Genomic DNA, 25,301 nt, shown 5'->3' with positions numbered 1-25,301 from the left:
TCCCCCGCCCTGACCCTTTGGTCAATAATGGGAGGCATGGACCCCCTTCTTCTTAAGGCCCTCTCGGGGGAGGGGTTCTTCGCCTTCCCCGGGGCGCTCCTCCTTCGGGGCCCCGACGCCTTTTCCTTCCTCCAGGGGCAGGGCACCCGGGACCTGCGACGGGTTTCGGGGCCTGCTGGGGTGCTCTTCCTCAACCACAAGGGCCAGATTGAGGAGGCGGCGACCCTCTTTTCCCACCCCGAGGGCTTCCTCCTCGCCCCTTGGGGGAGCCTCGAGGGCCTGGAAAAACGCCTCCGCCGCTACATCGTCTTTGACCAGGTGGAGCTTGTGGCGCTTCCCCTCTTCCGCCTCCTCTACGCGGACGGCCGCGAGGAGGTGGGGGAGAGGGCCGAGGGGGCGCTTCCCCCGGCGCTCTATCCCCTCTACACGCTGCTCAAGGGCCTCCCCCTCCTCTCGGACATCCAAGGGGAACTCCCCCAGAGCGTGGGCCTTCTCCACCTGGTGGACTACGGCAAGGGGTGCTACGTGGGCCAGGAGATCATGGCGAGGACCGAGGGGAAGGAGGTGCCCCACCGCCTCGTGGGCCTGAGGGCCCTAGAGGGGGGCGAGGCCCCGGCGGAGCTCTTCCTGGAGGGAAAGCGCGTGGGGGAGGCGAAGCGCCTTCTAAAGACCCCCTTCGGCCTCCTGGGCCTCGCCGTGGTGCGGAAGGAGGTGCCCGTGGGGGCGGTGGTGGAGGGGGGCGGGGGGAGGTACCGCGTGGAGGCCCTTCCCTTTAAGGAGGCGGCATGGAGCGAGCAGAGATCCTCGGGGTAGGCACCGAGCTCCTCTACGGGGAGACCCTGGACACCAACACGGCGGAGATCGCAAGAAGCCTCAAGCCCTACGCCCTCAAGGTGGAGCGGACCCTGAGGGTGGCGGACGAGGTGGCGCCCCTGGCCCGGGAGGTGGAGGAGGCCCTCGCGCGGGCCAGGCTCGTGGTCCTCTCGGGTGGCCTTGGCCCCACCCCGGACGACGTCACCCGGGAGGCGGTGGCCCTGGCCTTGGGGGAGCCCTTGGAGCTGGACGAGGCCGTGCTTGGGGAGATTGAGGCCTTCTTCCGCGCCCGGGGGCGCGCCATGCCCGAGGCCAACCGCAAGCAGGCCATGAAGATCCCCTCCGCCACCTGGCTCAAAAACCCCCGGGGCACCGCCCCGGGGTGGTGGGTGCGCAAAGGGGGTAAGGACCTGGTCCTCCTCCCCGGGCCCCCGCCCGAGTGGCGCCCCATGTGGCAGGAGGTCCTGCCCAAGCTTGCCCTCCCCCAGAGGCCCTACGCCACGCGGGTTTTCAAGACCTGGGGCCTAGGGGAGTCGGAGATCGTGGAGCGGCTTGGCCCCCTCTTTCTGCGGGAGGAGGAGGTGGAGGTGGGCACCTACCCCAAGCTCCACGGGGTGGAGGTGGTGGTGCGGGGCCGGGAGGATTTGGTGGAAGGGCTTTCGGAGCGCATCAAGAAGCGGCTTCTCAAGGAGATCTGGGGCGAGGGGGAGATGACCCTCGCCGAGGCGGTGAAAAGGCGCATGGAGCGGGAAGGGGCCACCCTCGCCACCATGGAGAGCCTCACCGGGGGGCTTCTGGGGGCGGAGATCACCCGCGTGCCGGGGGCGAGCCGCTTCTATTTGGGGGGCGTGGTATCCTATTCCGTAGGGGCCAAGGCCCGCTTCGGGGTGCCGGAGGAACTCCTCGCCAAGACGGTTTCCGCGGAGACGGCCAAGGCCATGGCGGAGGCCGCCCGCTCCCTGTTCGGGTCCACCTACGCCCTCTCCACCACGGGGGTGGCGGGCCCGGACCCTCTGGAGGGCGAGCCCGTGGGCACGGTCTACGTGGCCCTGGCGGGCCCCCAAGGGGTGGAGGCCAGGCGCTACCGCTTCCCCGGGGACCGGGAGGCGGTGAGGCTTCGGAGCGTGTACGCCGCCTTGGCCCTTCTGGTGACATGAGGCTTTTCTACGCGGTCTTCCTACCGGAAGAGGTTCGGCGGGCCTTGGCCGAGGCCCAGGAGAAGGCTTCCCGCTACAAGGGCTGGAAGGAGGTGCCCCCCCACCAGCTCCACCTGACCCTCCTCTTCCTGGGGGAAAGGCCGGAAGGGGACCTCGAGGACCTCTTCGCCCTGGGCCACCGCTTAGGCCGCCAGGTTTCCCCCTTCACCGCCTTCCTCCGGGGCACGGGCTACTTCCCCAACGAGGGCACCCCCCGGGTCTGGTTCGCCAAGGCCGAGGGGGAGGGCTTTGGCCCTCTGGCGGAGGGCCTTAGGGCCGGGGTGCGGGAGCTTTTTGGGGAGGAGGCCCTCCGGGCGGGGGGGGACAAGGCCTTTAAACCCCACATCACCCTGGCCCGGCGCAAGGCCCCGGCCCCCCGGGTGCCCCCCGTGGTTTTCGGCCTCTCCTGGCCGGTGCGGGAGTTCGCCCTGGTGCGCTCGGAGCTCAGGCCCCGGGGCCCCATTTACACCATTCTGGAAAAGTTTCCCCTGCGAGGTGAGCATGGACGAGAACAAGAAGAAAGCCCTGGAGAACGCCCTAAAGACCATTGAAAAGGAGTTCGGCAAGGGGGCGGTGATGCGCCTGGGGGAGATGCCCAGGCAGCAGGTGGACGTGATCCCCACGGGCTCCTTGGGCCTGGACCTGGCCCTGGGGATCGGGGGCATCCCCCGGGGGCGGGTCATTGAGATCTACGGCCCCGAGTCGGGGGGCAAGACCACCCTGGCCCTCACCATCATCGCCCAGGCCCAGAAAGGGGGAGGGGTGGCGGCCTTCGTGGACGCGGAGCACGCCCTGGACCCCGTCTACGCCCAGAAGCTTGGGGTCAAGGTGGAAGACCTCCTGGTCTCCCAGCCCGACACCGGGGAACAGGCCCTGGAGATCGTGGAGCTCCTCGCCCGCTCGGGGGCGGTGGACGTGATCGTGGTGGACTCCGTGGCCGCCCTGGTGCCCAAGGCGGAGATTGAGGGGGAGATGGGGGACCAGCACGTGGGCCTCCAGGCCCGGCTCATGAGCCAGGCCCTCCGCAAGCTCACCGCGGTCCTCGCCAAGAGCAACACCGCCGCCATCTTCATCAACCAGGTGCGGGAGAAGGTGGGGGTGATGTACGGCAACCCCGAGACCACCCCCGGGGGCCGCGCCCTGAAGTTCTACTCCAGCGTGCGCCTGGACGTGCGCAAAAGCGGCCAGCCCATCAAGGTGGGCAACGAGGCCGTGGGCATCAAGGTCAAGGTGAAGGTGGTGAAGAACAAGCTGGCCCCGCCCTTCCGCGAGGCCGAGCTGGAGATCTACTTCGGCCGGGGCCTGGACCCCGTCATGGACCTGGTGAACGTGGCCGTGGCCGCCGGGGTCATAGAGAAGGCGGGGAGCTGGTTCTCCTACGGGGAGCTCCGCCTGGGCCAGGGGAAGGAGAAGGCGGCCGAGGCCCTGCGGGAGCGCCCCGAGCTTCTGGAGGAGATCCGGGCCAAGGTCTTGGAGCGCTCGGACCAGGTGGTCCTGGCCGCAAGCGAGGAAGAGGGGGAGTAGATGAGCCCGCTGGACCTGGTCCTTTTGCTCCTGGTCCTGGGGCTTGGGGGGGCCCTCCTCTTTAGGCGCAAGGGGGAGGCCCAAGGGGCCCAGGAGGCCAAGGAGCTCCTCGAGGCCGCCCGGAAGGAGGCCCGGGAGATCCTGGAGGCCGCCCGCAAGGAGGCCAAGGCCCTTCGCGAGGAGGCCGAGGCCCGCGCCCAGGCCCTCCGCCAGGAGCTGGAGAAGGAGCTTCGGGAACGGGCCTCCGCCCTGGAGGCCGAGGGCAAGAAGCGCCTTTTGGAGGCCGAGGAACGCCTTAAGGCCGACCGGGAGGAGCTCAAGGCGGAAAGGGAGCGGCTTAAGGCCCTCCAGGAGGAGCTTAAGGCCGAGAGGGAGCGCCTTAAGGAGGAGCGGGAGGAGCTTCGCCGGGAGGCGGAGCGGCTTTCCAAGCGGGGGGAGGCCCTGGACGCCCGGGCCCTCAAGCTGGACGCCCTGGAGGAGGCCCTCTCCCAGCGGGAGGAGGCCCTAAGGGCCCGGGAGGCCCGCCTCGAGGAGCGGGAAAGGGAGGTGGAGGCCCGCCTCCACCAGGTGGCGGGCCTCTCCCCGGAGGAGGCCAGGCGGCTCATCCTGGAAAGGCTGGACCAAGAGCTGGAGGAGGAGAAGGCCCAGAGGGTGCGGGCCGCCCTGGAGCGGGCCCGCCTCGAGGCCAGAAGGGAGGCCCAGAAGATCCTGGCCCAGGCCATGCAGCGCCAGGCCTCGGAGACCGCGGCGCAACTTGCGGTCTCCGTGGTGCCCATCCCCTCCGACGCCATGAAGGGCCGGATCATCGGCCGGGAGGGGCGGAACATCCGCACCTTTGAGGCCCTCACGGGGGTGGACCTCATCATTGACGATACCCCGGAGGCCGTCCTCCTCTCCTCCTTCAACCCAGTGCGCCGGGAGATCGCCCGCATGGCCCTGGAGGAGCTCTTGAAGGACGGGCGCATCCACCCAAGCCGCATTGAGGAGGTGGTGGAGAAGGCCAAGCAGGAGATGAAGACCTTCATCTACGAAAGGGGGGAGGAGGCGGCCCTGGAGGCCGGGGTGGTGGGCCTGAAGCCCGGACTCATCCAGCTTTTGGGCCGGCTCCACTTCCGCTCCAGCTACGGCCAGAACGTCCTGAAGCACTCCGTCCAGGTGGCCCACCTCACGGGGATCATGGCCGCCGAGCTCGGCCTGGACGCCGCCCTCGCCCGGCGGGCCGGGCTCCTCCACGACATCGGCAAGAGCGTGGACCGGGAGGTGGAAGGAAGCCACGTGGAGATCGGCGTCGCCCTGGCCAGGCGCTTCGGGGAGCCCAAGGAGGTGGTGGACGCCATCGCCCACCACCACGACCCGGAAAACGCCGAGACGGTCTACGCCGTTTTGGTGGCCGCGGCGGACGCCCTCTCGGCGGCCCGCCCCGGGGCGAGGCGGGAAAGCCTCGAGGAGTACCTCCAGCGCCTCGAGGCCCTGGAGCGCATCGCCCTCTCCTTCCCCGGGGTGGAGACGGCCTTCGCCGTGCAGGCGGGCCGGGAGGTGCGGGTCATCGTCAAGCCCGACAAGGTCACCGACGCCAAGGCCACCCTCCTGGCCCGGGAGATCGCAAACCGCATAGAGCGGGAGATGAACTACCCCGGCCAGGTCCAGGTGACCGTGGTGCGGGAGACCCGGGCGGTGGAGTACGCTAGGTAGCGTGAGGCGCTATGCTTAAGGGCGAGGACATCGGGATTGACCTGGGGACGGCCAGCGTCCTCATCTACGTGCGGGGGAAGGGGATCGTGCTCCGCGAGCCCTCCGTGATCGCGGTGGTGCAGGGCAAGCGGGAGGTGAAGGCGGTGGGGGCCGAGGCCTACCGGATGCTCGGGCGCACCCCCGGGAACATCGTGGCCGTGCGGCCCCTTAAGGATGGGGTCATCGCCGACTACGCCCTCACGGAGAGGATGCTCCTCCTCTTCCTGCAAAAGGTCCTCTCCCCCATGAGCCGCTTCTTCAAGCCCCGGGTCATGGTGGGGGTGCCCTCGGGGGTCACGGACGTGGAGCGCCGGGCGGTGGTGCAGGCGGTCTCCGCCCTGGCCCAGAAGGTCTACCTCATTGAGGAGCCCCTGGCGGCGGCCATCGGGGCGGGCATCAACGTGGCCGAGCCCACGGGGAGCATGGTGGTGGACATCGGGGGCGGCTCCACGGACATCGCCGTCATCTCCTTGGGGGGCATCGTCCGCTCGGAAAGCCTCCGCATCGCCGGGAACGAGATGGACCAGGCCATCATCCGCTACGTCCGGCAGAAGTACAACCTCCTCATCGGCGAACGCACCGCCGAGGAACTCAAGATCCAGCTGGGCCGGGCTAAGGTCCTCCCCGGGGAGGAGAAGGAGGTGGCCGAGGTGCGGGGCCGCGACCTCGTCTCGGGCCTTCCCCGCACCGCGGAGATCCCCGCCGAGGACGTGGCCGAGGCCCTTAGGGAGCCCCTGGACAAGATCTTCCAGGGGGTGAAGGGGGTGCTGGAGACCACCCCCCCCGAGCTCGCCTCGGACATCTACGAGCGGGGCATCCTCCTCACCGGGGGCGGGGCGCTCCTTAAGAACCTGGACCTCGCCCTGCAGGAGGCCACCGGGGTGCCGGTGGTGGTGGCGGAAAACCCCATTGAGGCGGTGGCCCTGGGCACGGGGAAGGCCCTGGAGATGCTCCACGTGCTGGAGGACACCATCCTTTCCTCCGACGACGTGCTGAAGAGGTGAGGCCCGTGGAGATCGGGGAGATCCTGAAGCTCCTTCCCCACCGCTACCCCTTCCTCCTCGTGGACCGGGTCCTGGAGGCGGACGAGAAGCGCTTTAGGGCCCTCAAGAACGTCACCTTCAACGAGCCCCACTTCCAGGGCCACTTTCCCGGCTACCCCATCATGCCCGGGGTCTTGATCCTCGAGGCCATGGCCCAGGCGGCGGTGGGGACCATCGCCCGCCAGCCCGGCTTCAAGCCCGGGGGGCTGGTCTTCCTGGTGGGGGTGGAGGAGGCCCGCTTCAAAAAGCCCGTGGTCCCCGGGGACACCCTCATCCTAGAAGGGGAGCTCCTTTTCTTCCGGAGGGGCCTCGGCAAGGTGGCGGCGCGGGCCTTGGTGGAGGGGGAGGAAAGGGCGAGCGCCACCTTGAGCTTCGCCCTAAGGGAGGGGTAGGTGGCGGACCTTCTGGCCTACCTCAAGCGGGCGCGGGGGGGGCGGGTGGTGCAGACGGGCTTCCTCACCCCCGAGGAGCAGCAAACCCTCGCCCAGCTGGCGGAGAAGGAGGGGATCCGGGTGGCCTTCTTCGGGGGGCTTCCCCTGGCCGAGCGCAAGGTGGCCGTCCTCTACCCCCCCGAGGTCCCTTCCGTCCACGACCCGGTGGCCGTCTTCTTCCTGGAGAAGGAGCCTTTGGACCTGGGGGAGGCCCTGGGGGACGTGGAGCCCTGGGAGGAGGGGTACCTGGTGGCCCTCCTTCCCCAGGGCAGGAAGGCCCTCGAGGCCCAGGGCTACCGCCTCCTCCCTCCCCCGGAGGGGGCCTTGCGGCCCCCCAGGGAGCGGGTGCGCACCCTGGTGGTGCCCTCTTTGCGGGTGGACGCCGTGGGGGCCAAGGGGTTTGGCGTGTCCCGCACCTACTTCGCCCAAGGGGCGAAGGCGGGGAAGGTGCGGCTTCGGGGCAAGGTGGCCTCCCCCAAGGAGGAGATGGCCCCGGGGGACGTCCTCCTGGCCGAGGGCCTGGGAAGCCTCACCCTCTTGGAGGTGCTTGGCAAAACCGTGCGGGGCAACTATAAAATCAAGGTGGAGGTGGAGCGCTAGAGGAGGCTTTGGGCGCGAGGCTTGACGGGATTAGGGTGTGCCGTATAGGCTAAGGTTTGTGCTCTTTGGTCGGGCCAAGGGAGCACGGTAAGAGCCAGCCGCCGCAAGGGGAAGGCCCCTTGCGGAAGAACCCTGTTAGCTTACCTCGGGCGGCCCGCTTTTCCCAATAGAGGTGACGCATGGAGATTAAGCGGTTCGGTCGCATCCGAGAGGTCATTCCCCTACCCCCCCTTACGGAAATCCAGGTAGCCTCCTACCGGAAGGCCCTCCAGGCGGACGTGCCCCCCGAGAAGCGGGAGGACGTGGGCATCCAGGCCGCCTTCAAAGAGACCTTCCCCGTGGAGGAGGGGGACAAGGGCAAGGGCGGCCTGGTGCTGGACTTCCTGGAGTACCGCATCGGCGACCCCCCCTTCTCCCAGGAGGAGTGCCGGGAGAAGGACCTCACCTACCAGGCGCCCCTCTACGCCAAGCTCCAGCTCATCCACAAGGACACGGGCCTCATCAAGGAGGACGAGGTCTTCCTCGGGCACATCCCCCTCATGACCGAGGACGGCTCCTTCATCATCAACGGGGCCGACCGGGTCATCGTCTCCCAGATTCACCGCTCCCCCGGGGTCTACTTCACCCCCGACCCCGCCCGGCCCGGCCGCTACATCGCCAGCATCATCCCCTTGCCCAAGCGGGGGCCCTGGATTGACCTCGAGGTGGAGGCGAACGGGGTCGTCTCCATGAAGGTCAACAAGCGCAAGTTCCCCCTGGTCCTCCTCCTGCGGGTGCTGGGCTACGACCAGGAGACCCTGGCCCGGGAGCTTGGGGCCTACGGGGAGCTGGTCCAGGGCCTCATGGACGAGGGCGTCTTCGCCATGCGCCCCGAGGAGGCCATGGTCCGCCTCTTCACCCTCCTCCGCCCGGGCGACCCCCCCAAGAAGGACAAGGCCCTGGCCTACCTCTTCGGCCTCCTGGCCGACCCCAGGCGCTACGACCTGGGGGAGGCGGGCCGCTACAAGGCGGAGGAGAAGCTGGGGATCCGCCTCTCAGGCCGCACCCTGGTGCGCTTTGAGGAGGGGGAGTTCAAGGACGAGGTCTTCCTCCCCACCCTGCGCTACCTCTTCGCCCTCACCGCCGGGGTCCCGGGCCACGAGGTGGACGACATTGACCACCTGGGCAACCGCCGCATCCGCACCGTGGGGGAGCTCATGGCCGACCAGTTCCGGGTGGGCCTGGCCCGCCTCGCCCGGGGGGTGCGGGAGCGGATGCTGATGGGCTCTCCGGACGCCCTGACCCCGGCCAAGCTGGTGAACAGCCGCCCCCTGGAGGCCGCCCTCCGGGAGTTCTTCGGCCGGAGCCAGCTTTCCCAGTTCAAGGACGAGACCAACCCCCTCTCCTCCCTGCGCCACAAGCGCCGCATCTCCGCCCTGGGCCCTGGGGGCCTCACCCGGGAGCGGGCGGGGTTTGACGTGCGCGACGTCCACCGCACCCACTACGGACGCATCTGCCCCGTGGAGACCCCCGAGGGGGCCAACATCGGCCTCATCACCTCCCTGGCGGCCTACGCCCGGGTGGACGACCTGGGCTTCATCCGCACCCCCTACCGCCGGGTGAAGGACGGGGTGGTCACCGAGGAGGTGGTCTACATGACGGCCACCGAGGAGGACCGCTACACCATCGCCCAGGCCAACACCCCCTTGGAGGGCGACCGCATCGCCACCGACCGGGTGGTGGCCCGGAGGAAGGGGGAGCCCGTGATCGTCTCCCCGGACGAGGTGGAGTTCATGGACGTCTCCCCCAAGCAGGTCTTCTCCGTGAACACCAACCTCATCCCCTTCCTGGAGCACGACGACGCCAACCGGGCCCTCATGGGCTCCAACATGCAGACCCAGGCGGTGCCCCTCATCCGGGCCCAGGCCCCCGTGGTGATGACGGGCCTCGAGGAGCGGGTGGTGCGGGACTCCCTGGCCGCCCTCTACGCCGAGGAGGACGGGGAGGTGGTCAAGGTGGACGGCACCCGCATCGCCGTGCGCTACGAGGACGGCCGCCTGGTGGAGTACCCCTTGCGCCGCTTTGCCCGCTCCAACCAGGGCACCGCCTTGGACCAGCGCCCCCGGGTGGTGGTGGGCCAGCGGGTGCGCAAAGGGGACCTCCTGGCCGACGGCCCCGCCTCCGAGGAGGGGTTTTTGGCCCTGGGGCAGAACGTCCTGGTGGCCATCATGCCCTTTGACGGCTACAACTTTGAGGACGCCATCGTCATCAGCGAGGAGCTCCTCAAGCGGGACTTCTACACCTCCATCCACATTGAGCGCTACGAGATTGAGGCCCGGGACACCAAGCTCGGCCCCGAGCGGATCACCCGGGACATCCCCCACCTCTCCGAGGCCGCCCTTCGCGACCTGGACGAGGAGGGCATCGTGCGCATCGGGGCCGAGGTCAAGCCCGGGGACATCCTGGTGGGCCGCACCAGCTTCAAGGGCGAGCAGGAGCCTTCCCCGGAGGAGAGGCTCCTCCGCTCCATCTTCGGGGAGAAGGCCCGGGACGTGAAGGACACCTCCCTCCGGGTGCCCCCCGGGGAAGGGGGAATCGTGGTGGGCCGCCTGCGCCTGCGCCGGGGGGACCCCGGGGTGGAGCTCAAGCCCGGGGTGCGGGAGGTGGTGCGGGTCTACGTGGCCCAAAAGCGCAAGCTCCAGGTGGGGGACAAGCTCGCCAACCGCCACGGGAACAAGGGCGTGGTGGCCAAGATCCTCCCCGTGGAGGACATGCCCCACCTGCCGGACGGCACCCCCGTGGACATCATCCTGAACCCCCTGGGCGTCCCCAGCCGCATGAACCTGGGCCAGATCCTGGAGACCCACCTGGGCCTCGCCGGCTACTTCCTGGGCCAGCGCTACATCTCCCCGGTGTTTGACGGGGCCACGGAGCCCGAGATCAAGGCCCTTCTGGCCGAAGCTTTTGACCTCTACTTTGGCCGGCGCAAGGAGGAGGGCTTCGGCGTGGACAAGCGGGAGCTGGAGGTCCTGGCCCGGGCGGAAAAGCTCGGCCTGGTGAGCCCTGGCCGAAGCCCCGAGGAGCAGCTCAAGGAGCTCTTCCTCCAGGGCAAGGTGGTCCTCTACGACGGCCGAAGCGGCGAGCCCATTGAGGGCCCCATCGTGGTGGGGCAGATGTTCATCATGAAGCTCTACCACATGGTGGAGGACAAGATGCACGCCCGCTCCACCGGCCCCTACTCCCTCATCACCCAGCAGCCCCTGGGGGGCAAGGCCCAGTTCGGCGGCCAGCGCTTCGGGGAGATGGAGGTCTGGGCCCTCGAGGCCTACGGGGCCGCCCACACCCTGCAGGAGATGCTCACCCTGAAGTCCGACGACATTGAGGGCAGAAACGCCGCCTACGAGGCCATCATCAAGGGGGAGGACGTGCCCGAGCCCAGCGTGCCCGAGTCCTTCCGCGTGCTGGTGAAGGAGCTTCAGGCCCTGGCCTTAGACGTCCAGACCCTGGACGAGAAGGACAACCCCGTGGACATCTTTGAAGGCTTGGCGTCCAAGAGGTAAGCCCCGGAGGAAAGATGAAAAAGGAAGTCCGCAAGGTCCGCATCGCCCTGGCCTCCCCGGAGAAGATCCGCTCCTGGAGCTACGGGGAGGTGGAGAAGCCCGAGACCATTAACTACCGCACCCTCAAGCCCGAGCGGGACGGCCTCTTTGACGAGCGCATCTTCGGCCCCACCAAGGACTACGAGTGCGCCTGCGGGAAGTACAAGCGCCAGCGCTTTGAGGGCAAGGTGTGCGAGCGCTGCGGCGTGGAGGTGACCAAGAGCATCGTCCGCCGCTACCGCATGGGGCACATTGAGCTCGCCACCCCCGCGGCCCACATCTGGTTCGTCAAGGACGTCCCCTCCAAGATCGGGACCCTCTTGGACCTCTCCGCCACGGAGCTGGAGCAGGTGCTCTACTTCAACAAGTACATCGTCTTGGACCCCAAGGGGGCCGTCCTGAACGGGGTTCCCGTGGAGAAGCGCCAGCTCCTCACCGATGAGGAGTACCGGGAGCTCCGCTACGGCAAGCAGGAGACCTACCCCCTGCCCGTGGGGGTGGACGCCTTGGTGAAGGACGGGGAGGAGGTGGTGAAGGGCCAGGAGCTCGCCCCCGGGGTGGTGAGCCGCATGGACGGGGTGGTCCTCTACCGCTTCCCGCGCCGGGTGCGGGTGGACTACCTCTACAAGGAGCGGGCCGCCCTCAGCCTTCCCCTCTCCGCCTGGGTGGAGAAGGAAAGCTACAAGCCGGGGGAGGTCCTGGCCGAGCTTTCCGAGCCCTACCTCCTCCGGGCGGAGGAGGAGGGGGTGGTGGAGCTTAGGGAGTTTTCGGAGGGCGCCCTCCTCTACCTCCGCCAGGGGGAGGAGGTGGTGGCCCGCTACCTCCTCCCCGTGGGCATGACGCCCCTCGTGGTCCACGGGGAGATCGTGGAGAAGGGCCAGCCTCTGGCGGAGGGGAAGGGCCTCCTCCGCCTCCCCCGGCACATGGCCGTCAAGGAGGTGGAGGCCGAGGAGGAAGGGGAGGCGGTCTACCTCACCCTCTTCCTGGAGTGGACCGAGCCCAAGGACTACCGGGTGGCCCCCCACATGAACGTGGTGGTGCCCGAGGGGGGCAGGGTCCAGCCGGGGGACAAGATCGTGGCGGCCATTGACCCCGAGGAGGAGGTCATCGCCGAGGCCGAGGGCGTGGTCCACCTCCACGAGCCCGCAAGCCTCCTGGTGGTCAAGGCCCGGGTCTACCCCTTTGAGGACGACGTGGAGGTCTCCACCGGGGACCGGGTGGCCCCGGGGGACGTCTTGGCGGACGGGGGCAAGGTCAAGAGCGAGATCTACGGCCGGGTGGAGGTGGACCTGGTCCGCAACGTGGTGCGGGTGGTGGAGTCCTACGACATTGACGCCCGCATGGGGGCCGAGGCCATCCAGCAGCTCCTCAAGGAGCTGGACCTCGAGGCCCTGGAGAAGGAGCTTCTGGAGGAGATGAAGCACCCCTCCCGGGCCCGTAGGGCCAAGGCCCGGAAGCGCCTGGAGGTGGTGCGGGCCTTCCTGGACTCCGGCAACCGCCCGGAGTGGATGGTCCTCGAGGCCGTCCCCGTCCTGCCCCCGGACCTCCGCCCCATGGTCCAGGTGGACGGGGGGCGCTTCGCCACCAGCGACCTCAACGACCTCTACCGCCGCCTCATCAACCGCAACAACCGCCTGAAGAAGCTCCTCGCCCAGGGGGCCCCGGAGATCATCATCCGCAACGAGAAGCGCATGCTCCAGGAGGCGGTGGACGCGGTGATTGACAACGGCCGCCGGGGCACCCCCGTGACCAACCCTGGCTCCGAGCGGCCCCTCCGTAGCCTCACCGACGTCCTCTCCGGCAAGCAGGGCCGCTTCCGCCAGAACCTCCTGGGCAAGCGGGTGGACTACTCGGGCCGAAGCGTCATCGTGGTGGGGCCCCAGCTCAAGCTCCACCAGTGCGGCCTTCCCAAGCGCATGGCCCTGGAGCTCTTCAAGCCCTTCCTCCTCAAGAAGATGGAGGAGAAGGGCATCGCCCCCAACGTCAAGGCGGCGCGGCGCATGCTGGAGCGCCAGCGGGACATCAAGGACGAGGTGTGGGACGCCCTGGAGGAGGTGATCCACGGTAAGGTGGTCCTCTTAAACCGCGCCCCCACCCTGCACCGCCTGGGGATCCAGGCCTTCCAGCCCGTCTTGGTGGAGGGGCAGTCCATCCAGCTCCACCCCCTGGTGTGCGAGGCCTTCAACGCCGACTTTGACGGGGACCAGATGGCCGTCCACGTCCCCCTCTCCTCCTTCGCCCAGGCCGAGGCCCGCGTCCAGATGCTCTCCGCCCACAACCTCCTCTCCCCGGCCTCCGGGGAGCCCCTGGCCAAGCCCAGCCGGGACATCATCCTGGGCCTTTACTACATCACCCAGGTGCGCCGGGAGAAGAAGGGGGCGGGCCTGGAGTTCGCCACCCCCGAGGAGGCCCTGGCCGCCCACGAGCGGGGGGAGGTGGCCCTGAACGCCCCCATCAAGGTGGCGGGGAAGGAGACCAGCGTGGGCCGGCTCAAGTTCGTCTTCGCCAACCCCGACGAGGCCCTTCTCGCCGTGGCCCACGGGCTTTTGGACCTCCAGGACGTGGTCACGGTGCGCCACCTGGGCAAGCGCCTGGAGACGAGCCCGGGCCGCATCCTCTTCGCCCGCATCGTGGGCGAGGCCGTGGGGGACGAGAAGGTGGCCCAGGAGCTCATCCAGCTGGACGTGCCCCAGGAGAAGAACTCCCTAAAGGACCTGGTCTACCAGGCCTTCCTGCGCCTGGGCATAGAGAAGACCGCCCGCCTCCTGGACGCCCTCAAGTACTACGGCTTCACCCTCTCCACCACGAGCGGCATCACCATCGGCATTGACGACGCCGTCATCCCCGAGGAGAAGCAGAAGTACCTGGAGGAGGCCGACCGGAAGCTTCGCCAGATTGAGCAGGCCTACGAGATGGGCTTCCTCACCGACCGGGAGCGCTACGACCAGGTGATCCAGCTCTGGACGGAGACCACGGAGAAGGTCACCCAGGCGGTCTTCAAGAACTTTGAGGAGAACTACCCCTTCAACCCCCTCTACGTCATGGCCCAGTCCGGGGCCCGGGGCAACCCCCAGCAGATCCGCCAGCTCTGCGGCATGCGCGGCCTCATGCAGAAGCCCTCGGGGGAGACCTTTGAGGTGCCCGTGCGCTCCTCCTTCCGCGAGGGCCTCACCGTCTTGGAGTACTTCATCTCTAGCCACGGGGCCCGCAAGGGCGGGGCGGACACCGCCCTCCGCACCGCGGACTCCGGCTACCTCACCCGCAAGCTCGTGGACGTGGCCCACGAGATCGTGGTGCGGGAGGCGGACTGCGGCACCACCAACTACATTTCCGTGCCCCTCTTCCAGCCCGACGAGGTGACCCGCTCCTTGCGCCTCAGGAAGCGCTCGGACATTGAGGCGGGGCTTTACGGCCGGGTCCTGGCCCGGGAGGTGGAGGTCCTGGGCCGGCGGCTGGAGGAGGGCCGCCACCTTTCCCTGGAGGACGTCCACTTCCTCATCAAGGCCGCGGAGGCCGGGGAGATCCGGGAAGTGCCCGTGCGTAGCCCCCTCACCTGCCAGACCCGCTACGGGGTCTGCCAGAAGTGCTACGGCTACGACCTCTCCATGGCCCGGCCCGTCTCCATCGGGGAGGCGGTGGGGATCATCGCCGCCCAGTCCATCGGGGAGCCCGGCACCCAGCTCACCATGCGCACCTTCCACACGGGGGGCGTGGCCACGGGCACGGACATCACCCAGGGCTTGCCCCGCGTGATTGAGCTCTTTGAGGCCCGCAGGCCCAAGGCCAAGGCGGTGATCTCCGAGATTGACGGGGTGGTGCGCATTGAGGAGACAGAGGAGAAGCTTTCCGTCTTCGTGGAGTCCGAAGGCTTCTCCAAGGAGTACAAGCTCCCCAAGGAGGCGCGCCTTCTGGTGAAGGACGGGGACTACGTGGAGGCGGGCCAGCCCCTCACCCGCGGGGCCATTGACCCCCACCAGCTCCTGGAGGCCCGGGGCCCCGAGGCGGTGGAGCGCTACCTGGTGGAGGAGATCCAGAAGGTCTACCGGGCCCAGGGGGTGAAGCTCCACGACAAGCACATTGAGATCGTGGTGCGGCAGATGCTGAAGTACGTGGAGGTCACCGACCCCGGGGAAAGCCGCCTCCTCGAGGGCCAGGTCCTGGAGAGGTGGGACGTGGAGGCCCTGAACGAGCGCCTCATCGCCGAGGGCAAGGTGCCCGTGGCCTGGAAGCCCCTCCTCATGGGGGTGACCAAGAGCGCCCTCTCCACCAAGAGCTGGCTTTCCGCCGCGAGCTTCCAGAACACCACCCACGTCCTCACCGAGGCGGCCATCGCCGGGAAGAAGGACGAGCTCATCGGCCTCAAGGAGAACGTCATCCTGGGCCGCCTGATCCCGGCGGGCACGGGTTCGGACTTCGTGCGCTTCACCCAGGTGGTGGACCAGAAGACCCTGAGGGCCATTGAGGAGGCCCGCAAGGAGGCGGTGGAGGCCACCCGGGAGGCCCCGGTCCGCCGGGCTCCCCGCCGGGAGCAGCCGGGGAAGCAGGCCTAAGGTACCCTGCTCTGGCTTTCGCCAAAGCGGGGGCCCAAAACCCCAAGCCCCATGCGGGTTTAGGCCCGCATGGGGCTTCCCCGGGCCCAAAGGGAAGGGGAAGCCAGGGTGCATAATGGAGCCATGCTGGCCCGCGTCTTCACCGCCTTTCGCCAGGTGGGGGAGGACCTCTTCCGGCAGCGCCTCATCTCCGCCACGGCGGGGAACTTCTCCGTGCGCACCAAGGAGGGCTTCCTCATCACCAAAAGCGGGGTGCAGAAGGCCCACCTCACCCCGGAGGACCTCCTGGAGGTGCCCTTGGAAGGGCCCATCCCCGAGGGGGCGAGCGTGGAGAGCGTGATCCACCGGGAGGTCTACCGGAGGACCGGGGCCCAGGCCCTGGTCCACGCCCACCCCCGGGTGGCCGTGGCCCTTTCCCTGGAGCTGGACCGGATCCTTCCCCTGGACCTCGAGGGCCAGTACTACCTCAAGGAGGTGCCGGTCCTCGCCCCGAAGACGGTCTCCGCCACGGAGGAGGCCGCCTTGAGCGTGGCCGAGGCCCTGGCGCGCCACCCGGTCTGCCTCCTTCGGGGGCACGGGGCCTTCGCCCTCGGGAGCAAGGAGAAGCCCGAGGAGGCCCTTCTCCAGGCCTACAGCCTCATGACCACCCTGGAGGAGAGCGCCGAGATCCTCCTTTACCGCCGCCTTTGGGGGCGAGGATGAGGGTGCTTTTCGTGGAGGGCAAGGACCTTCCTCCCCTCCTGGCCCTGGCCCGGGAGCTTCCCCACCCCTACTGGCTCCTGGAGGGGGAAGGGGTCTTTCTGCTCCAGGTCCTCGGGGCCTCGGCGGAGGCGGAGGCGCGGGCCCGGGAGGTCCTTGGGGTCAGGGTCTGGGCCTTCCGCCTGCGGGATGGGGTAGTGTATAGGGGATGCGGGAGGAAATCGGCTACATCCCCGTAGGGGAGGCGGAGCTTTACGTGGAGGACGTAGGGGACGAAAGCGCCCCGGCCCTTCTCGTCCTCCACGGGGGGCCCGGGGGCAACGCCTACCCCCTCCGGGAGGGCCTCCAGGACTACCTGGAGGGGTTCCGGGTGGTCTACTTTGACCAGCGGGGCTCGGGGCGGAGCCTGGAGCTTCCCCCAGACCCCAGGCTTTTCACCATAGACGCCCTGGTGGAGGACACCCTCCTCCTGGCGGAGGCTTTGGGCCTAGAGCGCTTCGGCCTTCTGGCCCACGGCTTCGGGGCGGTGGTGGCCCTGGAGGCCCTCAGGCGCTTTCCCCAGGTGGAAGGGGCCATCCTCCTCGGCCCCTGGGTCAGCTTCCCTTGGCTCGCCGCCCGCCTGGCGGAGGCGGCGGGGCTTTCCCCCCTCCCAGACCCCGAGGAAAACCTCCGCCAGGCCCTGGAGAAGGCCGAGCCCAAGGCCCTTTTTGACCGCCTCATGTTCCCGAGCCCGAGGGGCCGGCTGGAGTACGAGTGGGTGGTGGAGGGCTCGGGCATCGTGGGCCCCGAGGCCCCCGCCCTGGCCTTCCTGCAAAACGGCCTCTGGCGCCTGGACTACACCCCCTACCTTTCCCCTGGCCGCAGGCCGGTGGCGTTGGTGGTGGGGGAGAAGGACGGCACCAGCTACCCCTACGCCGAGGAGGTGGCCGAGCGCCTCAAGGCCCCCATCCACGTGGTCCCCGGGGCGGGCCACTTCCCCTGGATAGACCACCCGGAGGCCTTTGAAGGGGCCTTCCGGGAAGCCCTGGCCGCCTTGCCCTTGGCGGAGGCCAGGTAGGGGTGCTAAGCTTAGGGCGTCACCGGGGGTGCCCAAAAAGGGCTGAGAGATACCCTTGGAACCTGATCCGGGTAATGCCGGCGTAGGGAAGGTGACGGAAAGGAAGCTTTCCGCGAACCCCGGTGGCAGGGGGTTTTTATGTTGCGCCTTTTGGTCTTTGCGGTGGCCTTGGCCTTCGGCTTTGCCCAGGAGATCACCGTCCTCACCCACGAGAGCTTCTCCCTGGACAAGGGGCTCATCGCCCGGTTTGAGCGGGATACGGGCTTAAAGCTCCGGTTCCTCAAGGCCGGGGACGCCGGGGAGGTCCTGAACCGGGCCATCCTCACCAAGGGGGCCCCCATCGCCGACGTGATCTACGGGGTGGACAACACCTTCCTCTCCCGGGCCCTCGAGGCCGACGTTCTCCTCCCCTACCGGAGCCCGGAGGTCCGTAACCTCAAGGCCACCCTCCTCCTGGACCCCACCTTCCGGGCCCTTCCCGTGGACTACGGCTGGGTGAGCCTGAACTACGACAGGGCCTTCTTCCGGGAAAGACCCCTCCCCAAGACCCCCCAGGACCTGGCCCGGCCCGAGTACGCCAGGCTTCTGGTGGTGCAAAACCCCGCCACCAGCTCCCCGGGGCTCGCCTTCCTCATGGCCACGGTGGCCCGCTTCGGGGAGGACGGGTACCTGGACTTCTGGGCGAGGCTCCGCGACGGCGGGGTGCGGGTGGCCAAGGGCTGGAGCGAGGCCTACTACACCCACTTCAGCCTCTACAAGGGGGACCGCCCCCTGGTGGTCTCCTACGCCACCTCCCCCGCCGCCGAGGTCTACTACTCCGAGGGCAAGTACAAGGAGCCGCCCACGGGCAACCTCTTCCCGGAGCTCGCCTTCTTCCAGGTGGAGTTCGTGGGCATCCTGAAGGGCACCAAGAACCTGGAGGGGGCGAGGAAGGTGGTGGACTGGTTCCTCTCCAAGCCCGTGCAGGAGAACCTGCCCACGGAGATGTGGATGTACCCCGCCCGCCGGGACGCCCGGCTCCCCGAGGTCTTCCGCTTCGCCCCTGAGCCTTTGGGGAGCGTGCGCCTGGACCCCAAGGTCATGGCGCAAAACCGGGAGCGCTGGATAGAGGAGTGGACCAAGGTGGTCCTGCAGGGGCAAAGCCCCGAGGCGGTGCGCCGGGCGAGGCGGTAGGGTGGTCCGGCTGGCGGGGGGGTTCCTCCTCCTCTTCCTGGGCCTGGCCCTCTTCTACCCCTTTGGGCGGATCCTGGCCCTGGGGGTAGGGGAGGGGTTTTCCCGGGCCCTCACCAACCCCTACTACTGGGGGCGCTACCTGTGGAGCCTGGAGTACGGCTTCCTTTCCGCCCTCCTCACCCTCCTCTTGGCCCTTCCCCTGGCCTTCCTCTTCCGAAGGCGCTTTCCCTTTAGGGAGGGCTTCCTCGCCTTGGCCACCTTGCCCTTCGTCCTTCCTACCCCGGTGGTGGCCTTGGGGTTTTTGGCCCTCCTGGGGCCCAGGGGGGTCTTGGGGGTGGACCTCTACGGCACGAAGGCCCTCCTTCTCCTCGCCGCCCTCTTCTACAACCTGGGGCTGGCCCTCCGCGTCCTCCTCCCCGTGGCCCTGCGCCTGGAGGGCCCCATGGGGGCGGCCAGGGTCTTAGGGGCCACGCCCCTTCGCGCCTTCCTCCGGGTGGGGCTTCCCCTCCTCCTCCCCGCCCTGGCCTCCGCGGGGCTCCTCGTCTTCCTCTACACCTTTTCCGCCTTCGGCGTTCCCCTCCTCCTGGGGGGGCCCAGGTACGCCACCCTCGAGGTGGAGGTCTACACCCTCCTCGCCCAGCGCCTGGCCTTCGCCGAGGCCAGCGGCCTCATGCTCCTGGAGCTTTTGACCCTGGGCCTTTTGGCCTGGCTCTACCTGAGGGTTCCCGCCTATCCCCTGGGGCCTTCCAGGCTCCTCCCCTCCCGGCGCCCCTGGGCCTTGGCCTTGGGGATGGGGGCCTTGTTCCTCCTCCTTTACGCCCCCCTCTTCGCCCTCCTCGCGGAGGTGCGCCTCGAGGCCCTGGCCCAGGCCTGGGGCTCCCAGGACTTCACCCCCCTTCCCCAGGCCCTGGGCAACAGCCTCCGCTTCGCCCTCCTGGCCTTTCTCCTCGCCCTGCCCCTGGGGGTGGCCTACGGGGTGGCGGCCCGGGGGAGCCCGGGCTTGGACCTCTTGGGCCTCCTCCCCCTCATGGTGAGCCCGGTGGCCGTGGGCCTGGGCTACCTTCTGGCCTACCCCGGGCTTCGGGGCTCCCTCCCCCTCCTCCTGGGGGCCTACGCCCTCCTGGCCTACCCCCTTTTGGCCCGGGCCCTCCTCCCGGCCCTAAGGAGCCTCCCCCCAAGCCTCCTCGAGGCGGCCAGGGTCCTGGGGGCCACGCCTCTTCGCGCCTTCCTCCGGGTGGAGCTTCCCCTCCTCCTCCCCGCCCTGGCCTCGGGAAGCGCCCTGGCCCTTTCCGCCCTTTTGGGCGAGTTCGGGGCGAGCCTCGTCCTGTGGCGGCCCGAGTGGACCACCCTCACCCTGGCCATCTACGAGCGCCTGGGAAGGCCCGGAGAGGGGCCCTACCGGGAGGCCCTGGCCCTTTCCGCCCTCCTCGCCTTCCTTTCCACCGCCCTCTTCTACCTCTTGGACCGGGGCCGGGGGGGCTTCCGCTAAGTACCCCAAAAGAGGCTTCTCCCTACGGGCACCCATCACCCCTGGCACCGGGGGCAGAAGTGGGTGCTCCGGCCCGCCACCACCCGCCTTTCCACGGGGTGGCCACACCGGGGGCAGGGGAGGCCCGCCCGGCCGTAGACGGCGTGGCGCTCCTGGAAGCCCCCAGGGAGGCCGTCGGGCTGCCGGTAGGTGCGGTCGGAAAGGGTGCTCCCCCCAAGGGCCACCGCCTCGGAGAGGACCTCGCGGAGGGCCTGGAAGAGCCTCCTCGCCTCCTCCTCCCCCACCTCCTTCCCCCGGCGCAAGGGGGAAAGCCCCGCCCGGAAGAGGGCCTCGTCGGCGTAGATGTTCCCCACCCCGGCGGCCAAAGTCTGGTCCAGGAGGAGGGCCTTGAGGGGTCTTGAGCTTTCCTTCAGCCCCCGGAAGAACTCGGGGAAGGCGAAGGCCTCCGAGAGGGGCTCGGGGCCGAGGCGGAGGAGGAGGGGGATCTCCCGGTAGTCCCCCCGCTCCACCACCCAGATGCGCCCGAAGCGCCGGGGGTCGTGGAAGTGGAGGGTTCGGCCCTCCAGGAGGAAGCGGGCCCGGGTGTGGGGGGTGGGCTCGAGGCGAAACCCCCCGGTCATCCCCAGGTGGAGCACCAGCTCCAGGCCCCCGGAGAGGGGGAGGAGGAGGAACTTCCCCCGCCTCTCCACCCCCTCTATCCGCCTGCCCGCCGCCCGCTCCGTGTGGCGGTAGCGCAGGTGGTCCTGGTGGCGGACCTCCAGGAGGCGCTCCCCCAGGAGGAGGGGGAGGAGCCTCCGCCTCGTGGTCTCCACCTCGGGGAGCTCAGGCACGCCGCCTCCTTTGGGCCAAGAAGCGGTAAAGCCCCTCGCCCACCCCGAAGGGGACGAGGAGGAGAAGGAAAGGGTAAAGGGGCCAGAGGAGGGGAAGCCTCCGGGCCAGGGCCAAAAGGGCGGCGTAGCCCCGGTGGGCCCTTTTCCCCTCCAGGACGTGGAGGGCCTGGAGGAGTTCCGCCTGGGGGAGGTCCCGGGCTTCCTGAAGGGCTTCCACCCGGAGGGTGCCCCCGAGGTCCAAGGCCTTCAGGCCCCGCCCCAGGGCCCGGCAGAGGGGGCAGGCCCCGTCAATCAGCACCCGCATGGGCCTCCACCGGCACCGGTTCTCCCTTCTCGTTCACCGCCACGTAGGTGAGGGTCCCCTTGGTGGCGAGCACCCGGCCGTTCTCCTCCCCGAAGCGCTCCTTGTAGACCTCCACCTCCACGGTGAGGGAGGTGCGCCCCACCCGCACCACCCGGGCCACCACCTCCAGGAGGTCCCCGGTGCGGATGGGCACCTTGAACTCCACGCTCCCCACCGCCACGGTGACCACGGGCTTCTTGGCCCTCCGGGCGGCGGCGTAGGAGCCCACCTTGTCCATGAGCCCAAGGACGAAGCCGCCAAAGGCGGCCCCCAGGGGGTTGGTGTGCTCGGGGAAGACGAGCTCTAGGGTCCGCGCCTCCATACCCCTTCAGGCTACCCCAGGAGGGCCTCGGTGAGGCGGGCCATCTCCCGGTCCTTCTCCGTGACCCCGCCCGCCGTGTGGGTCCACCACTCCACCGTGACCTTCCCCCACTCCACCGTGAGGCGGGGGTGGTGGTTCTCCCGTTCGGCGAGCTCCCCCACCCGGTGGGCGAAGTCCAGGGCCTCCCGGAAGTTCCTGAAGGCGAAGGTCTTGACGAGCCGTTTGGGGTTTTCCCGCTCCTCCCAGTCCATGCCCTCAGCCTAGGGCAAAACCCCCGGGCCTAAAGTGCCCGGGGGAGGGTTTGGTTGCGGGGGCGGGATTTGAACCCGCGACCTTCGGGTTATGAGCCCGACGAGCTACCAGGCTGCTCCACCCCGCGTCGCCATCCTTAACTATAGCCGGAAGGGGAGCTTATGTCAAGCACCTTGCCCGGGTTCAGGAGGCCCTCGGGGTCCAGGAGGGCCTTGATCTTTCGCATCCAATCTAAAGAAGCCCCATGCTCCTTGGGGAGGAACTTCTTTTTCCTGAGGCCCACCCCGTGCTCGGCGGTGCAGGTGCCCCCAAGCTCCAGGGCCTTTTCCACGAGCCTTTCCGCGTAGGCCTCGGCCTTGGGGTAGTCCTCGGGGAGAGTGGGGACCAGGGTGTGGAAGTTCCCGTCCCCCACGTGGCCCAGGATGTTCCCGGTGAGGCCCATCTCCCCTAGGAGCCCTTGGGCGAAGCGCACCATCTCGGGAAGCCGGGAGAGGGGGACGGCGGTGTCGGTGATCACGAAGCGGTGGCCGGGGAAGAGGTGGACCAAGGCCCAGTAGGCCTGGTGCCGGGCCTCCCACTGGCGGCGCCTCTCCTCCTCCGTTTTGGCCGCCTCCACCTCGAGGGCCCCCGCCTCCCGCACGAGCTCCAGGGCGAGGGCCCTCTCCGCCTCCAGGGCCTCCTTGGTGGAGGCGTGGAACTCCAGGAAGAGGGCCGGGCGCTCGGGGAAGCCCGCCTTTAGGTACCGGTTCAGCGCCCGCATGGCGAGCTCGTCCAGAAGCTCAAGCCTTGCCACGGGAAGCCCCGAGGCCATGACCCGGTAGCTCGCCTCCGCCGCCTCCTCCACCCCGGGGAAGAAGACCCTTAGGGTGTGGACGTGCTCGGGGAGGGGGTGGAGCCTAAGGGTGAGGCGGGTGATGACCCCTAAGGTGCCCTCGCTTCCGATGAAGAGGTCCTTGAGGTCGTAGCCTGCGGAGGTCTTGCGCACGCCCCGCCCGAGCTCTAAGACCTCGCCGCTTGCCAGGACCACCTGGAGCGCCAGGACGTTTTGCCGCATCCCCCCGTAGCGCACCGTGGTGGTGCCGCTGGCGTTCGTGGCCGCCATGCCTCCTAAAGAAGCGTCCGCCCCCGGGTCCACGGGGAAGAAGAGGCCCGTGCCCTTCAGGGCCTCGTTTAAGGCCTTGCGGGTGAGGCCGGGCTCCACCACGCAAAGGAAGTCCTGGGGCCTCACCTCCAGGACCCGGTTCATCCGGCTCAGGTCCAGGCTGATGGCCTCCCTGACGGGGTAGAGGTGGCCCTCGAGGCTCGTCCCCGCCCCGAAGGGGATCACGGCCACGCCCCACGCCCGGGCCCACTGGAGGGCCTTCTGCACGTCTTCCACGCCCTCGGGGTAGACCACGGCCAGAACGGGCCTCGCCTCGGGATAGCCCTCGTCCCTCCCGTGGCGCAGGCGCTCGCTTTCCGAGAGGTCCACCTTCCCCGGGAAGAGGCGCTTTAGGGCTTCCAGCTTGTCCACGCCCTTGAGTTTACGCCTTGCCCAGGAAGGGGACCGCGCCCAGGGGGAAGGGGAAGCCTCACCCCGGTCAAGATCCCCTCAGGTTTCGTAAAGTTGGGCCTGGAGCCGCCAAAGCTCGGCGTAGGCGCCCTTCCTCCGCAACAACTCCTCATGGGTCCCTTCCTCCACCAACCGGCCTTCCTGGAGGACGAGGATCCGGTCCGCCATGCGTACCGAACCCAGGCGGTGGGTGATGAGGATGACCGTCTTACCCCCGGCCATCTCGGCGAAGCGCCTGTAGAGGTGGGCCTCCTCTTTGGGATCCAGCGAGGCCGTAGGCTCGTCCAAGACCAAAAGCTTGGCCTTGCGGAAGAAGGCCCGCGAGAGGGCGACTCGTTGCCACTCCCCCAGGGAAAGCTCTGTGCCGCCAAAGGCCTTGGACAGGAGGGCCTGGGGGCCAAGCCGCTGGAGGAGCTCCCAGGCCCCGCCTAAGCGTAAGGCCTCTGCGACACGGTTAGGGTCGGGCTTCACGTCCGGGTCGGAAAGGGCGACGTTTTCCTCGAGGGTTAGGGCGTAGCGGCCAAAGTCCTGGAAGACTGCGGCGATGAGGGCGCGCCAGGCCTTCAGGTCTATTTCCCGGAGGTCAATCCCGTCCACCAGGATGCGGCCCTCCGTGGGGTCGTAGAAGCGGAGGAGGAGCTTTACCAGGGTGGTCTTGCCCGCCCCGTTTTCCCCCACCAAAGCCAGGCGCTCCCCCCGTCGGAGGGCAAAGGAGACTCCCGCAAGCGCCCGCTTTCCGTTGGGGTAGCAGAACCCCACCCCTTCAAACCGGATCTCCTCAAAACCCTGGACCTTCCTGCCCGGGCCAGTCTCCGCCATGGAAGCGGGCCTGGCTAGGAAGCTTTCCAGCTTTTCAAAGTACAACAGGCTTTCGTACAGCATGCCCCCGTCCTGGACTAGGGCGTAGAGGTTTTGCTGGAGGCTTCCCACCGACTGCAAGAGGAGCACCAGACTGCCCAGGCTCCCTCCCAAGAGGGTCTGGCGCAGCCCCAAGAAGAGGGCAAGAGCCGTGAAAAGGGCGCTCAGTAGCACCAGCAGGCTGGTCCCTAGGGCCTGGCGGCCTCGAGCACGGCGCAGGCTTTGGTAAAGGCTATGGAAGGCCTCGAGGTAACGTCTGCGGAAGAAGGGCAAAAGACCGAATAACCGCACCTCTTTGGCAGTCTCGGGGCTCAAGAGCACCTCGGCGAAATAGCGCATTCGCCGGGCCTCGGGGGCCCCGAAGAGTAGGGCCTCCCACACCCCCTTCTGGAGCCGAAAGGTGAGCCAGGCTTGGGGCAGGGTGGCCAAAAGCAGGAGTAAGGGGAAGAAAGGCGCCAGCCCAAATAGCAGGAGAAGAACCCCGAGAGCGGCGAGGACCTCCCGGAAAGCGTTGCCCAGGAAAACCAGCAGGTTGAGGGGCTGGTAAGGGGCCTGGTCGCGTAGCACCTGAAGCTCATCGTGAAAGCGGGGATCCTCAAAGGGGGTCAGGTCCGGCGTGCCGGCCACCTTCTCCATGAGGAGCAGGTGAACCCGAGCGGTGAGCTTTTCGTTCACCGAACCTTGCAGGTAGGCCACCCAAGGGGTGAGGAGGAAGTCCAGGCCAAAAGCCAGCGCTAACCCCACCAGCGGCCAAAGGAGGGTTGGGGTAAAGGGGCTACCCCCCAGTGTGGTCGCCAGCTGGTCCACCAGGGCACGGGTGAAGCCCAGAACCGCCACTGGCACAAGCCCTCCCAGGGCCAGGAGCCCAAGCAAAAGGGCGCTCTCCCTGGGGCTTGCGCGGAAGATGTGCCGCAACGCAGGGAGCAGCAAGTACCAAAGGGGTCTTTTACCCAGCCCCAACCACCTCCTGCGGACGGGTCGTGTCAAGAGTTATGTGTAAGAGTCTGTGTACGGGGGCTCAGTACACGTCAAAACGTGGGACCACCCCTTTAGGATGGACCTGCGCCCACGTGGATGGGCAGGTACCCATAGGAGGTGGTCCCCATGGAACAGCTTACCCCACTCATCAACGCCTTGAAGCGATACTGGAAGGCCGACCTCAGGCGCCTCACCTTCCTGGCCGCCCTGGTGATGGCTCTGGTCACCGCCCGCACCACAAGCGGCCCCAGACTCGCTCTTTCCCTCGGCTCCATAGCCAGC

General features: G+C 68.6%; 21 protein-coding genes, 1 tRNA gene and 1 riboswitch. Of the genes, 15 read left to right on the top strand and 7 right to left on the bottom strand.

Annotated features, from left to right (window positions below; translation table 11 throughout):
- The first annotated feature begins 36 nt into the window (after positions 1-36).
- The 15 genes from BLP62_RS05415 (at position 37) to BLP62_RS05345 (ending at position 19,884) form a co-directional block, all read left to right on the top strand.
- Complete coding sequence (locus BLP62_RS05415) at positions 37-813, top strand: YgfZ family protein (RefSeq protein WP_176758146.1); 777 nt, start codon at positions 37-39, stop codon at positions 811-813.
- Positions 786-1,970 (top strand): CinA family nicotinamide mononucleotide deamidase-related protein, encoded by a 1,185-nt coding sequence (locus BLP62_RS05410; RefSeq protein ID WP_093006635.1) that lies wholly within the window; start codon positions 786-788, stop codon positions 1,968-1,970. Before BLP62_RS05415 ends, BLP62_RS05410 begins: the two co-directional genes overlap by 28 nt.
- A complete protein-coding gene (gene thpR, locus BLP62_RS05405) occupies positions 1,967-2,560 on the top strand; it encodes an RNA 2',3'-cyclic phosphodiesterase (protein WP_093006633.1) in 594 nt (197 codons plus the stop codon). The genes BLP62_RS05410 and thpR overlap by 4 nt, the downstream gene beginning before the upstream one ends.
- Entirely contained in the window at positions 2,511-3,533 is a 1,023-nt protein-coding gene (recA, locus tag BLP62_RS05400; protein WP_093006631.1) for a recombinase RecA, read from the top strand. The genes thpR and recA overlap by 50 nt, the downstream gene beginning before the upstream one ends.
- Complete coding sequence (gene rny / locus BLP62_RS05395) at positions 3,534-5,225, top strand: ribonuclease Y (RefSeq protein ID WP_093006629.1); 1,692 nt, start codon at positions 3,534-3,536, stop codon at positions 5,223-5,225.
- 11 nt (positions 5,226-5,236) lie between these two features.
- Positions 5,237-6,268, top strand: coding sequence for a rod shape-determining protein (gene mreB / locus BLP62_RS05390; RefSeq protein WP_093006627.1), 1,032 nt, complete (start codon positions 5,237-5,239; stop codon positions 6,266-6,268).
- 5 nt (positions 6,269-6,273) lie between these two features.
- Positions 6,274-6,699: a 3-hydroxyacyl-ACP dehydratase FabZ gene (gene fabZ / locus BLP62_RS05385; protein ID WP_093006718.1), complete on the top strand. Its 426-nt coding sequence runs from the start codon at positions 6,274-6,276 to the stop codon at positions 6,697-6,699.
- Entirely contained in the window at positions 6,700-7,338 is a 639-nt protein-coding gene (locus BLP62_RS05380) for an RNA-binding protein (protein ID WP_093006625.1), read from the top strand.
- 179 nt (positions 7,339-7,517) lie between these two features.
- Positions 7,518-10,877 carry a DNA-directed RNA polymerase subunit beta gene (rpoB, locus tag BLP62_RS05375; protein WP_093006623.1) on the top strand — a complete coding sequence of 1,120 codons (3,360 nt, stop codon included), beginning with the start codon at positions 7,518-7,520 and terminating at the stop codon, positions 10,875-10,877.
- A 14-nt stretch (positions 10,878-10,891) separates the two neighbouring features.
- Positions 10,892-15,466 carry a DNA-directed RNA polymerase subunit beta' gene (gene rpoC, locus BLP62_RS05370; protein WP_093006621.1) on the top strand — a complete coding sequence of 1,525 codons (4,575 nt, stop codon included), beginning with the start codon at positions 10,892-10,894 and terminating at the stop codon, positions 15,464-15,466.
- Positions 15,467-15,589: 123 nt separating this feature from the next.
- Positions 15,590-16,168: a fuculose-1-phosphate aldolase gene (locus tag BLP62_RS05365; RefSeq protein WP_093006619.1), complete on the top strand. Its 579-nt coding sequence runs from the start codon at positions 15,590-15,592 to the stop codon at positions 16,166-16,168.
- On the top strand, positions 16,165-16,404 hold the full coding sequence (locus tag BLP62_RS05360) for a hypothetical protein (RefSeq protein WP_093006617.1): 240 nt from the start codon (positions 16,165-16,167) through the stop codon (positions 16,402-16,404). Before BLP62_RS05365 ends, BLP62_RS05360 begins: the two co-directional genes overlap by 4 nt.
- Positions 16,374-17,222 (top strand): alpha/beta fold hydrolase, encoded by an 849-nt coding sequence (locus BLP62_RS05355; protein ID WP_093006615.1) that lies wholly within the window; start codon positions 16,374-16,376, stop codon positions 17,220-17,222. Before BLP62_RS05360 ends, BLP62_RS05355 begins: the two co-directional genes overlap by 31 nt.
- Before the next feature lie 14 nt (positions 17,223-17,236).
- Positions 17,237-17,329: riboswitch (TPP riboswitch) on the top strand.
- A gap of 31 nt (positions 17,330-17,360) precedes the next feature.
- The gene (locus tag BLP62_RS05350; protein WP_093006613.1) at positions 17,361-18,395 is read left to right on the top strand and encodes a thiamine ABC transporter substrate-binding protein; all 1,035 of its coding nucleotides are present in this window, start codon (positions 17,361-17,363) and stop codon (positions 18,393-18,395) included.
- Position 18,396: 1 nt separating this feature from the next.
- Entirely contained in the window at positions 18,397-19,884 is a 1,488-nt protein-coding gene (locus tag BLP62_RS05345) for an ABC transporter permease (protein ID WP_420918351.1), read from the top strand.
- 35 nt (positions 19,885-19,919) lie between these two features.
- On the opposite strand, the gene BLP62_RS05340 is transcribed toward BLP62_RS05345, so the two are convergent.
- The 7 genes from BLP62_RS05340 to BLP62_RS05310 form a co-directional block, all read right to left on the bottom strand.
- The gene (locus tag BLP62_RS05340) at positions 19,920-20,714 is read right to left on the bottom strand and encodes a DNA-formamidopyrimidine glycosylase (protein WP_093006611.1); all 795 of its coding nucleotides are present in this window, start codon (positions 20,712-20,714) and stop codon (positions 19,920-19,922) included.
- On the bottom strand, positions 20,707-21,018 hold the full coding sequence (locus BLP62_RS05335) for a DCC1-like thiol-disulfide oxidoreductase family protein (protein ID WP_093006609.1): 312 nt from the start codon (positions 21,016-21,018) through the stop codon (positions 20,707-20,709). Before BLP62_RS05335 ends, BLP62_RS05340 begins: the two co-directional genes overlap by 8 nt.
- Positions 21,002-21,379 carry an acyl-CoA thioesterase gene (locus BLP62_RS05330; RefSeq protein ID WP_093006607.1) on the bottom strand — a complete coding sequence of 126 codons (378 nt, stop codon included), beginning with the start codon at positions 21,377-21,379 and terminating at the stop codon, positions 21,002-21,004. The genes BLP62_RS05335 and BLP62_RS05330 overlap by 17 nt, the downstream gene beginning before the upstream one ends.
- An 11-nt stretch (positions 21,380-21,390) precedes the next feature.
- Positions 21,391-21,630, bottom strand: a complete 240-nt coding sequence (locus BLP62_RS05325) for a 4a-hydroxytetrahydrobiopterin dehydratase (protein WP_093006605.1) — start codon at positions 21,628-21,630, stop codon at positions 21,391-21,393.
- A 51-nt stretch (positions 21,631-21,681) separates the two neighbouring features.
- Positions 21,682-21,758: transfer RNA gene (locus tag BLP62_RS05320), tRNA-Met, on the bottom strand.
- A gap of 9 nt (positions 21,759-21,767) precedes the next feature.
- Positions 21,768-23,144, bottom strand: coding sequence for an FAD-binding oxidoreductase (locus BLP62_RS05315; protein WP_093006603.1), 1,377 nt, complete (start codon positions 23,142-23,144; stop codon positions 21,768-21,770).
- 78 nt (positions 23,145-23,222) lie between these two features.
- Positions 23,223-25,001 (bottom strand): ABC transporter ATP-binding protein, encoded by a 1,779-nt coding sequence (locus BLP62_RS05310; protein ID WP_093006601.1) that lies wholly within the window; start codon positions 24,999-25,001, stop codon positions 23,223-23,225.
- Positions 25,002-25,301 lie beyond the last annotated feature (300 nt).

This window comes from Thermus arciformis (assembly GCF_900102145.1).
GTDB classification, from domain to species: domain Bacteria; phylum Deinococcota; class Deinococci; order Deinococcales; family Thermaceae; genus Thermus; species Thermus arciformis.
This window is presented reverse-complemented; position numbering and strand designations above follow the sequence as displayed.